General features: G+C 58.7%; 9 protein-coding genes and 2 pseudogenes. 5 read left to right on the forward strand and 6 right to left on the reverse strand.

The annotated features are described in order from the left end of the window. Positions 1-110: 110 nt before the first annotated feature. Positions 111-1,115, reverse strand: a complete 1,005-nt coding sequence (gene dusA / locus RLO149_RS09970; protein WP_013961959.1) for a tRNA dihydrouridine(20/20a) synthase DusA — start codon at positions 1,113-1,115, stop codon at positions 111-113. Between the two features lie 113 nt (positions 1,116-1,228). Between dusA and RLO149_RS09975 the strand changes: the two genes are divergently transcribed. Together RLO149_RS09975 and RLO149_RS09980 are read left to right on the forward strand one after the other, a co-directional pair. Next, positions 1,229-2,317 carry a site-specific integrase gene (locus RLO149_RS09975; protein WP_013961960.1) on the forward strand — a complete coding sequence of 363 codons (1,089 nt, stop codon included), beginning with the start codon at positions 1,229-1,231 and terminating at the stop codon, positions 2,315-2,317. An 89-nt stretch (positions 2,318-2,406) separates the two neighbouring features. Next, a pseudogene (locus RLO149_RS09980) lies at positions 2,407-3,596 on the forward strand (DUF932 domain-containing protein). 74 nt (positions 3,597-3,670) lie between these two features. Here the strand turns inward: RLO149_RS09980 and RLO149_RS09985 are convergent. Then, a complete protein-coding gene (locus tag RLO149_RS09985; RefSeq protein WP_013961961.1) occupies positions 3,671-4,360 on the reverse strand; it encodes an RES family NAD+ phosphorylase in 690 nt (229 codons plus the stop codon). Next, positions 4,357-4,746 (reverse strand): antitoxin Xre-like helix-turn-helix domain-containing protein, encoded by a 390-nt coding sequence (locus RLO149_RS09990; protein ID WP_013961962.1) that lies wholly within the window; start codon positions 4,744-4,746, stop codon positions 4,357-4,359. Before RLO149_RS09990 ends, RLO149_RS09985 begins: the two co-directional genes overlap by 4 nt. A gap of 170 nt (positions 4,747-4,916) precedes the next feature. On the opposite strand from RLO149_RS09990, the pseudogene RLO149_RS09995 reads away from it, so the two are divergent. Further along, a pseudogene (locus RLO149_RS09995) lies at positions 4,917-5,507 on the forward strand (ParB/RepB/Spo0J family partition protein); the annotation flags it as partial. Positions 5,508-5,871: 364 nt separating this feature from the next. On the opposite strand, the gene RLO149_RS10000 reads toward RLO149_RS09995, so the two are convergent. Both RLO149_RS10000 and RLO149_RS10005 read right to left on the reverse strand, forming a co-directional pair. Continuing rightward, positions 5,872-6,816, reverse strand: a complete 945-nt coding sequence (locus RLO149_RS10000; RefSeq protein ID WP_013961964.1) for a homocysteine S-methyltransferase family protein — start codon at positions 6,814-6,816, stop codon at positions 5,872-5,874. A gap of 56 nt (positions 6,817-6,872) precedes the next feature. Further along, a complete protein-coding gene (locus RLO149_RS10005; RefSeq protein WP_217517515.1) occupies positions 6,873-7,253 on the reverse strand; it encodes an FAD-binding oxidoreductase in 381 nt (126 codons plus the stop codon). Positions 7,254-7,769: 516 nt separating this feature from the next. On the opposite strand from RLO149_RS10005, the gene RLO149_RS10010 reads away from it, so the two are divergent. Beyond that, the gene (locus tag RLO149_RS10010) at positions 7,770-8,441 is read left to right on the forward strand and encodes an IS1182 family transposase (protein WP_044025617.1); all 672 of its coding nucleotides are present in this window, start codon (positions 7,770-7,772) and stop codon (positions 8,439-8,441) included. On the opposite strand, the gene RLO149_RS10015 is transcribed toward RLO149_RS10010, so the two are convergent. Further along, positions 8,438-9,157 (reverse strand): LysR family transcriptional regulator, encoded by a 720-nt coding sequence (locus tag RLO149_RS10015; protein WP_013961966.1) that lies wholly within the window; start codon positions 9,155-9,157, stop codon positions 8,438-8,440. The genes RLO149_RS10010 and RLO149_RS10015 overlap by 4 nt on opposite strands. A 93-nt stretch (positions 9,158-9,250) precedes the next feature. Here RLO149_RS10015 and RLO149_RS10020 point away from each other — a divergent pair, with 93 nt between their 5' ends. Then, positions 9,251-9,985: an NAD(P)H-dependent oxidoreductase gene (locus RLO149_RS10020; protein ID WP_013961967.1), complete on the forward strand. Its 735-nt coding sequence runs from the start codon at positions 9,251-9,253 to the stop codon at positions 9,983-9,985. Positions 9,986-10,282 lie beyond the last annotated feature (297 nt).

A 10,282-nucleotide genomic window follows, 5' to 3' on the forward strand; every position in this document is an offset into this window, starting at 1 on the left:
CGCGCTGCCTGACAGTATTGCAGACGCTGAGATTCTCAAGACCGCAACAGCGCAGTAAAGGCGAATGCAGACGCAACGACGGCACAAAAAGCATCACCCCGCACGATTTGTTACTCACATTGTCGCGCCATTTCCTGCTGCTGCGCCACCTGCGTCAATGCCTCCAACACCAGCGAGGACCCCGCATTTGGTAGATGCGCACCTTCTGATAACATGCGTCGCCACACCCGCGCACCCGGACGCCCCGCAAACAGGCCCAGCATGTGGCGTGTGATCTGCCCCAACCGACCGCCGCCGGTGACGTGCCCTTCGATATAGGGCAGCATCGCATGAACGGCATCTTCGGCGGCCACAACTTCGCCTGTGCCAAAGATGACAGGATCGACGGCGGCCAAAATGTCCGTCGGCGTATGGTATGCCGCGCGTCCGATCATCACGCCATCAAGCCCGGCCTCAAGAAAAGCGCGCGCCTCGTCCAGCGATGTGATCCCTCCATTGACCGAAATATGAAGATTTGGAAAATACTCTTTCATCCGCAATACCAAAGGGTAATCCAACGGGGGAATATCCCGGTTTTCCTTTGGGCTTAGTCCTTGCAGCCAGGCTTTGCGCGCATGGATCGCGACCCGTTCGCACCCCGCGGCAACGATGCGCGCGAGAAACTCTGGCAAGACCTCTTCGGGGTTTTGGTCATCAACACCGATGCGGCATTTTACGGTGACCGGCACCTCGACCGCGTCGCGCATGGCTGCAACGCAATCTGCAACCAGCGCCGGGCTTTCCATGAGTACCGCGCCAAAACAGCCCGATTGGACCCGATCAGACGGGCAGCCCACGTTAAGATTGATCTCATCATAGCCAGCGGTTTGCCCAAGCACGGCAGCCTGAGCAAGTTCCTTTGGGTCAGAGCCCCCCAGCTGAAGCGCGACCGGATGCTCATCCGGCGAAAACTCCAGTAAGTGCAAAGCCCCCCCCCGCACCAAAGCCGCAGATGTCACCATTTCCGTGTAAAGCAACGTTTGACGCGTCAATTGGCGGTGCAGCATGCGGCAATGGCGGTCGGTCCAATCCATCATAGGCGCAGTAGACAATCTAGCGTGTTGATTTATTTGCATTTTTTGTGTATCTTCAAACTGTTGGCGGCGGATGCTGCTACGCTGGAATACGCCCCAATATCCCCGAATTTGCCCCTCTACGACGACTCATTGCACACACAGCGCACACGAAAATGGCCTCCATCACCAAACTCCCCTCCGGTGCCTACCGGGTTCAGATCAGACGAAAGGGCCGCTACGCGAGCGAGACGTTTCTCCGTCGCGACGATGCCCATCGCTGGGCCCGCCAAGCGGAGACCCGGGTGGATCAGGGGTTGGCGCCGAACAAGTCGTCCGTTTCCCGCCTGACCACCTTCGGCGATCTCATCGATCTCCACATAATCGATATGTGCGAGGTAGGCAAACCGCCGCGTCGCAGCAAGGCCGCCACGCTCAAGACGCTCAAGCGCGATCTGGGCAAGGAGAAGATCGGGCACCTCGACCGGCAAAAGCTGATCGACTACGGCAAGATGCGCGCTGATCAAGGCGCCGGTCCGGTGACCCTCAGCATCGATATCGGCGTGATCAAGATGATCATCACCCATGCGGCAGCCGTACACGGGCTCGACATTTCTCCCGAACCCGTTGATCTGGCACGTGTCGCGCTCAAGCGGCTCGGCCTCATCGGCAAAGGCACCGAGCGGGACCGCCGCCCCACCACGGACGAGCTGAACCGCCTCTTCCGTTGCTTCGATGACAACGAACGCCTGACCCTGCCGATGACACGGATCGTGAAGTTCGCGGTGGCCACGGCGATGCGGCTCGATGAGATCTGCCGCGTCGCATGGACCGATCTCGACGTCGACCGCCGGATGCTCATGATCCGCGATAGGAAGGACCCGCGCAACAAGACCGGGAACGACCAGCGGATCCCACTCTTCGCTGCCACGGGGTTCGATGCCTGGGCATTGGTCACCGAACAGGCCAAGGAACTCGGGCACGCAAGGGGCCGGATCTTTCCCTACAACTCGAAATCGGTCGGAACGGCCTTCCGGCGCGCCTGCGTCGAGGTCAGCGTGAAGGACCTGCATTTCCACGATCTACGCCATGAGGGCACAAGCCGCCTGTTCGAGGCCGGCTTCGCCATTGAACAGGTCTCGCTGGTCACTGGCCACAAGGATTGGAAAATGCTGCGCCGGTACACGCATATCCGCCCGGAAACGCTGCACCGGCTTGCCGCGTCGCGCGCCCCTTCCCCGCTCGAGACCCGCGCAGCCGAGTGACCGGAGAGTCAGAGGGGTGCCGTCCCGGCCCGTGACGGGTTTGGAGGTCGAGAGAGAGGCTTTCGGCCGCCCGTCGCGGGAGAAAACCCATGAATACCGAGATTATCGATGCCGGGCGTGACACAAGCGGCGGCTACAAGGTGGACGTGTCGCGCGGCACGAACGTGGACCGCGTTTCGTCCGAATGGTTCTCGCGGCCGGATGACGAGCGGTATCTGTCCCTCGACGATCTCTTTTCATCCGTAAAAGGTCGGGCGGAGCGGAGCCGGACGCGCACTGTGGAAAGCGCGGCGATCCGGGTCGAGGCGCATCGCGACAACCCGGAAAAGCTGGGGCTGGTCCTGCCCGGCGCGGACGAACCCATCGCGCCGACACATTGGTCCTTTGGCCAGCTCTCGAGCCTCGTCGGCGCGCCTGCAGCCTATCTGCGCCAACTGCCCGCGCCGCTGGCGGGCATTAACCTTCAGTACGGCCTTACCAACCACCGGGTCGAGCAGATCAAGACCATGGAGGTCGCGGATGGTCGCACGGAACTGCGCGCCGTGACCGGCCCCGACTACGGGCGCATCTACGACTTTGAGTTGGTCTCCGCCGTGCAGCGCATCGCGGGCAACGGCACGGGCGACACGTGCTGGAAGGTCCCCGGCGTGCTCGACTGGTCGACCGGCATCTACAATCCGCGCGTGGACGTGACGAAGGAAACGACGACGCTCTACGCATCGGACCGCGACGTGTTCCTGTTCCTCGTCGATGACATGAACCCCATCGAGGCGGGGCTGTTGCCCGATGGCTCGCCCGACCTTTTTTCCGTGGGTTCTACTGCTGGAATTCCGAGGTGGGCGCCAAGACGCTCGGCATCGCCAGCTTCTACCTGCGGGCGGTCTGCCAGAACCGCAACCTCTGGGGCGTCGAAGATTTCCAGGAGATCACCATCCGGCACTCGAAATACGCGGCCTCCCGTTTCGCCCACGAGGCCGCGCCTGCGCTCAGCCGCTTTGCCGAATCCTCACCCGCGCCCTTCATCGACGGCATCCGCGCGGCGCGGGAGAAAATCGTCGCGCGAACGGACGAGGACCGTCAGGATTTCCTCCGCAAGCGCGGGTTCTCGAAGGCGGAGACGGGGCGGATCGTCGAGACGGTCCTGGCCGAGGAAGGCCGCCCGCCCGAGAGCGTCTTCGACTTCGTGCAGGGGATCACCGCGGTGGCCCGGTCCAAGCCGCAGCAGGATGCGCGGCTGGTGATGGAGGGCAAGGCGAAAGCGTTGTTGGAGAAAGCCTAAATGCGTTGAATATGAATTCCGATCAACGTCCTATCGGGATAATCTCAAGTACTGAATGAAGATGTCGAGGGGCGTTATAGCCCCTCGATCGTGAACTCGGGCACACCTTGCCAGACCAGCTTCCAGCTCGCGCCCGGGCGGACATTCTGGATGATGCCGGGATCGAAAGCGACGAAGCACCGCCCGCCCGGGTGACGCACGGATGGGTAGATCAGCCCGCGATGCCCCTCTGCCCTCAAGTCCGCGGCGAGACGCTGCCCGGCCGGATAGCCCCGCTCGGGGACCGGATCGAGCGCGGGATGCGCTTCCCCGTTCAGATCGGGGAAATCCCCGATGAAGTCCGCCAGCAGTTCCACGTAGCGAGCCTCGTCCTCGTAGCGGCCGATGAAGCCCAATTCACGGGTCCGGTGAAACCCGACCTCTTGCGCGCTCGTCAGCATGTCCCAGGCGCAGTACCACGCACCGCGGTCGCCGGTGTTGAACCGGTTGCCCGAAGGTCGCGTGTAGGTGAAGGCCGCGTTGATATGGCTCTGACCGTAAAGGGACAGGTCATGCGACCGCCGAGCGAAAGCGAGTTCGCGACGGTCAAGCGCGGGACTGCCCTGCGCTTCGGCGATCAGGCGGGCGCTGGTCTCGCCTTCGATCTCGGCGAGAATCGCGGCCTCCTCGTCACTGTCGACCAGCCCCCGCAGCACTGGGGGCTTGTGATGGGTCTCGGAGATCAGCCGGACAAGGGCGCGATCGTTGACCGACGTGATCCTCAAACCCCGCCCCGCAGCGCATCGACATAGCCCCGCACGCGCAGGATCTTGGGCAATCCCCCTTCGATCATCGCGTCCACGGGCCGCGCGCCGTCGAACTCCGGACCCCGGTTAGGCAGCTTCACCCAGTCCCGCGAGATCGGCTCATTGAAATAGAGCTCGAGCGACTTGTAGAGGCCGATCAGCGCGCTCAGGCGCAGCATCTGGTCTCGCGTCAAATCCCCCGCAAAATCGGGCTTCTTCGCCCGCTTCCAGGTCGAGTCCGACATATCCGCCAGCGCCGCCGCCTCCCGCAGGGTGAGCGACCAGGCGTCCGCGATCCGGGCGAAGGCCTTAAGAGCGACACCCTGCCGATCCGGCGCAGGACGTTCCAGAACAACGTTTTCCATGTGTTGACGCTCCTTCCTAGCTTGACTGATGATATAAGGCCATATGGATTGCATTGCAAGTCCATATGGCCTAGTCGGTGTCTCCAGAGTAAGAGGGGGGCCGGGTTTTCCGTGACGGGTTTGGAGGTCGGGAGAGAGGCTCCCGGCTGGCCTGTCACGGAGATATCCCGATGACCAAGCAACAGAAAATCACCCTCAGCGCCTCGCGCGACATCCCCTTCAATAAGCTGATGCTCAGCCAGTCGAACGTGCGCCACGTCAAGGCCGGCGTGTCGATCGAGGAGCTGGCCGAGGACATCGCGCGGCGGACGCTGCTCAGCTCCATCACGGTGCGGCCGGTGCTGGACGACAGTGGTGCCGAGACCGGCATGTACACGATCCCCGCCGGCGGGCGGCGGTTCCGGGCGCTGGAACTGCTTGTGAAACAGAAGCGCATGAACAAGACTGCACTTGTGCCCTGCATCGTGCGCACCGACGGGCTCGCCGAGGAGGACAGCCTGGCCGAGAACGTCCAGCGCGCGCCGCTGCATCCGCTCGACCAGTTCCGCGCGTTTCAGGCGATGCGCGAGAAGGGTCGCACTGAGGAGGAGATCGCCGCGGCCTTCTTCGTCTCAGCCAGCGTGGTCAAACAGCGGCTGAAGCTCGCCGCCGTGGCGCCCTCGCTGCTCGACGCCTATGCCGAGGAAGAGATGACCCTCGACCAGCTCATGGCCTTCACGGTCAATCCCGATCACGCGCGGCAGGAGCAGGTCTGGGATGCTCGATCGCTTCATGGCCACGGACCGCGGGTTCGCCGCAGCGCGCAAAACAGGATCGAGGGCGCACCGCAAGAAACCAGATCCATCGAAGCCACTGGATACCGATCATGGCTAAGTATCTGTGAAATCGTAAGTCTCTTGGCAGATCGCATTGCACACGGTTCGCACATCGGTCCGCCCTACCTGCCTCAGTTTGCTACGGAGTCGATCCGATCCTCCATCGGGCCCGGGCGTTCGACTCATGGTCAATTACCAAAACCGGACCTTTACGCTGACAGCAGCGAATGAGGCGTCCGAGCTACTTTGTTTAGTGCTGCGCCATGCACGAATAGCAGCTATTTGTCTCAAATCGGTTGGTGCGGGCCTCTTATGCAGCAGCCAACAGGGCACGACCGATTTTCTCGACATGCACATAGTCCGTGCCGCAACATCCGCCAAAGACATTCATATTCGGATGGGCCACCCGCAGATCAACGTATTGGCTCGCCAATTCATCGGGGTCGCCCTCTTCGAGATGACCCAACTGGCACAAGGTGCCATGGTCCAAAGAGGACGCGTTGGCCCGAAGTCCTTGGATGCGATTTGCCCAGGGTTCGGTCGCAAGTGCAGGACCGAAATCAACGGGATGAGAGCAATTGATCATGTAATAGGCGGGTGCGCTGGACGTCGCAGCATCAACCGTCTCTATGGCCTGCCTCAACGTCTCGCCACTGCGAAGTTTGCGGTCTTTTTCAACCGTAAACGAGATAACCGACAGCAAACCTGCTTCGGCTGAGGCCCTTGCGATGCCAATTGCCTCGGCGGTTGTATTCAAGGTCAGTGCTGTAACGATATCAGCACCGGCAGCTTTGAACGTATCAATCTGCTCTGCGTGGTAGGCTCTGGCACTTTCGGCGGTTAAGTCTTGATTGGTTTGATAGGCATCACCTTTCGGTCCGATGCAGCCGCTGATCACCGTTTTTTCGGCCGTCAACCCAGCGTCAGCAGCACATTCTCGGTAAAGTTCAAAACACTTGTGGTTCATTTCAGCGAGGCCTTCCGGAGAATATCCAAGCAATGCCCCCCAGTCCCGACTTGCGCGATAGGTCAGGCTGTCAAAGATGAAAGGCGTTCCAAGCTTTACGGCGATATCAGCAAAGGCGGTGTAGTATTCCCGCAATGCCTCGGCTGACCAGTCATTATTTAGTAGGTGAAAGGCGCTGAATTCCGGCAGCGCAAAGCCACGTTTATACATAAGCCAGGTTTCCGTTCCGCCATCGGTGAGAAAAATCTCGTCCGTTTGGTGTGGCAATCGGGGTGTCGGCTGGGACATTTTACGCTCCTGTCGATGATATTGCTGTGTATCTCTGGAAAAATGGATCGTGGGTCTTACGCTTCAGCGGCAATGTTCTGATTGAAGCAAAACCGGTTTTGCGGATCGTATTTGGTCTTTATCTCGACAAGCCGTTCATAGTTTCGTCCGAAACTTGTCTGTGTCAGCGCCGCATTGTCCTCACCATGTCCCGCAAAATTCAGGTAGGCGCGCCCATGATGGCCAAAGCGTTCAGAATTGGACCAACCTTCGCGGGACCAGGCAATGTTTGCATCATCGTCAGCGGGATCGGTCCAGACACCATCCAGTGAATACATCCACCCCATGGATCGGTCGCCAAAAGCGGTGGCGTCCGCTGCAACCTTGGCGGTCGCTCCACCAAAGTTCCAAAGCGATGAGAGTGAGTTGTCCGAAGGCGCCGCCAACGCGTTTGCCATGGCAAGTTCAATCATCTTAACTGTAAGGTCTGTCAGATAGCGGGCTTTCCAGTAGCAGCGAAAATCTCCAGCAGGCATAAGACTATCGAAAAGTTGTTGCACATCGCAGTAATTCATTCGCCCGGAAAAATCGGTCGACATTTCGCCCAGCTCGCGAAGGGGCTGCAGAAGCGTTTCACCTTCAGCTGCGTCACCGTTGTACACGCAAGCCAGTGTAAAGACCCGCTTGCCCCAGTGTTCCTCTGGGAAATCCTCGCCCCCTGCGGATAGCGACTAGCGATGCAATGAATGCCCTAATCTGAATCTCTGCCATCTTACGCCTCTCGATAATGCTTTTGGCTAGCCTTTCTCGGCTGAAAGCTAGTCTGTGGCAACGGCAGTTTTGTCCCGCACTGCGGACACACCTCCTGCCACAACTTATGTGCTTAAAACTGCCGATGCTGATGGAAAAACTCCGGCCTTGATCGAGGCCCAGCCGCCTGATTCACTTGCCTTATCACGGGGGAGGATCAGACGATGATGGGACGGCTGGAGACGCAGGAGAACCTGTTTTACCGGTTTCGGATCGAGGATCATGTCCCGCAGGACCACCTTTTGCGTCGGATTGACCGGCTGTTGGACTTCGACGCGATCCGCCAGGAGCTGGCTGCGCTCTACAGCCATACAGGCCGCCCGTCTATCGATCCCGAGTTGATGCTGCGCATGCTGCTGATTGGCTATTTGTACGGCATCCGCTCGGAACGACGGCTTGTCGAGGAGGTGCATCTCAATCTGGCATACCGGTGGTTCTGCAAACTGGGTTTGGAAGGTCGAGTGCCGGATCGTTCGACCTTTTCCAAGAACCGCCACGGGCGCTTTGCCGATGGCGATGTGCTGCGTCGCCTGTTCGAAAGCGTGGTCGAGAAGTGCATCGGCTTCGGCATTGTCGGCGGCACGGATGCGGCTATCGACGGCAGCACCATCGAGGCGGATGCCAACCGGGACCGCAAGAATGTGCCGGAAGCGGTTCAGAAAATCTGGTCGCGCCAGGAACAGGTGCAGCACCCGGTGGCTGAATATCTGGAAAAGTTGGCCGACGCTGAAGGCACGGTACAATCCGGCCCGAAGAAGAAACCGCCCAAGTATATCTCGGAGACCGACCCGGAAGCGGCATGGTCGCTCAAAGACGGGCCCGGACGGTTCAGCTAGCATGGCAATACTGATACGCCAACTCCCCACTTCGTCGCCCAAAACATGTCCAGAACAGAATTGCTCCGATACCGGCATAACTGGTCGTAGCCATTGATACGCATCCAGTTCTGCAACGTGGGGTAGTGAATGCTGTCATCGGGTCCGATCCACGCCAGACGGGAAAGATCTACATCGCCAAGGTTGGGAGACACTTTGTCTTGTGACGCATACACGGCCTGCTTGATCACTCCAACTTTCTTAACAGACATTGAATTTGGGGACGTACTTGAAGGTCTTATCGCGAGGTCTGCCTCTCGTCTCGTCAGGTTTAGAAAGTCGTTCGAAACCACAACTGACAGATCGATATCGGGGTACTTCTTGCCGAAGCTGGCAAGAACTGGGCTGAGCCAGCCGAACAGCAGTGAATCTGTTGTCGTCAACCGTACGCTGCCAAAAGGGCGAAAATCCTGTCCGGTTATCTGCCGTTCCGTGATATCGACTTCGTGCCGCAGCTTATCAAACAAGTCGCAAATTTCGATGGCCGCGGCAGTTGGCGTGTAGCCTGTCCTTGACCGCTGAAAGAACACCGCGCCGAGTTTGTCTTCGATGAAATTGAGTTTTCTGTAAATGGTTGGGTGGCTAACGCCTAAAGCACGTGCTGCGCCACTTAACGTTTCTGTCGAGCGAATTGCATGGATAAGGCATATGTCGTCCCAAGATAGTCGATTGTACATTTTTGTAAGTCAACTCGCCAATATTTTTCCTAACCACGTCACAAACGTACATGATATCTCTGTTTGAAAGCAACTTTCGAATGGATCACTTTGATGAAAGCCCTGATCGTCCTTTGCCACCCAGAGCGTAACTCTTTCAATGGCGCGCTGGCAAAACTGGCGAAAGCAACGCTCGAAGCGCAAGGCTACACAGTGAGAATAACCGATCTGTACCAAGAAGGCTTTGACCCGGTCGAGTCTGAGAAGCACTTTTTGCACCGCGAAAATCCAGATGAATTTTCGGTTCTGGGAGAGCAACGGCACGCATTTCAGACTGGTCGGCTTTCAACGGATGTGGAGCGTCAAATAGCGCTTTTGGAAGAGGCCGACTTTGTGCTGTTGCAGTTCCCAATCTGGTGGCACAGCGTTCCTGCAATGATGAAAGGGTGGATCGATCGTGTGTTTGTGAGCGGCGGCCTTTACACCAGCACCAAACGGTATGATCGGGGTCACTTCAGCGGCAAGGTTGCAATGTGCGCCGCGACGATTGGCGCGCCTGCTATCGTGATGCAACCTGGTGGTCGGGGTGGAACCATTGAGCAGATCTTTTGGTCGACCCAGTATTCCCTTCATTACATGGGGTTTTCCGTTCTTCCTCCATTTCTGGCAGATAGCGTTCAAGGGCATGGATATGCCACGGACAGTGCAGAGACGAATAAACTTCGTTTAGAAGGCCATAAACAGAGCTTGATTGATCGGCTGCGGGCGATTCCTACAACCAATTCGATTGCGTACGCCACGTGGAAGGATTGGGACGAACTCGGCGTAGCCAAGAGAGTTTCTCAATAATAAAGAAAACGATAAAGCTTCTTGCGCAATTTCCTCGGCGCTAGTGCGTTTTGAACCCTCTCCAGCAGACGTGGGCGCAGCTCCAGCGAAATGACGCAAAGTCCCGCACTGCCGACCTCGGGCAACGCCACAATCTCGCGGGAGCAGCGAATGGCAGGTTAGGTGAAGCTGCATTGCGGTGTAGTCTGGCACGATAAATGGCTGGTGAGGGCCGTCTGTGACATGGGTCCAGGCCGTGATTTGACAGATGCTGCGCCGCATACGATGGCCGCTGAGAGCCCAACCTGTGAATTCACT

It is taken from the genome of Roseobacter litoralis Och 149, from assembly GCF_000154785.2.
GTDB lineage: Bacteria > Pseudomonadota > Alphaproteobacteria > Rhodobacterales > Rhodobacteraceae > Roseobacter > Roseobacter litoralis.

Coding starts and splice junctions, on each gene's coding strand:
- dusA (WP_013961959.1), bottom strand. CDS start 1,115: ATGCAAATAAATCAACACGCTAGATTGTCTACTGCGCCTATGATGGAT.
- RLO149_RS09975 (WP_013961960.1), top strand. CDS start 1,229: ATGGCCTCCATCACCAAACTCCCCTCCGGTGCCTACCGGGTTCAGATC.
- RLO149_RS09990 (WP_013961962.1), bottom strand. CDS start 4,746: ATGGAAAACGTTGTTCTGGAACGTCCTGCGCCGGATCGGCAGGGTGTC.
- RLO149_RS10000 (WP_013961964.1), bottom strand. CDS start 6,816: ATGTCCCAGCCGACACCCCGATTGCCACACCAAACGGACGAGATTTTT.
- RLO149_RS10005 (WP_217517515.1), bottom strand. CDS start 7,253: ATGGCAAACGCGTTGGCGGCGCCTTCGGACAACTCACTCTCATCGCTT.
- RLO149_RS10010 (WP_044025617.1), top strand. CDS start 7,770: ATGATGGGACGGCTGGAGACGCAGGAGAACCTGTTTTACCGGTTTCGG.
- RLO149_RS10015 (WP_013961966.1), bottom strand. CDS start 9,157: ATGTACAATCGACTATCTTGGGACGACATATGCCTTATCCATGCAATT.
- RLO149_RS10020 (WP_013961967.1), top strand. CDS start 9,251: ATGAAAGCCCTGATCGTCCTTTGCCACCCAGAGCGTAACTCTTTCAAT.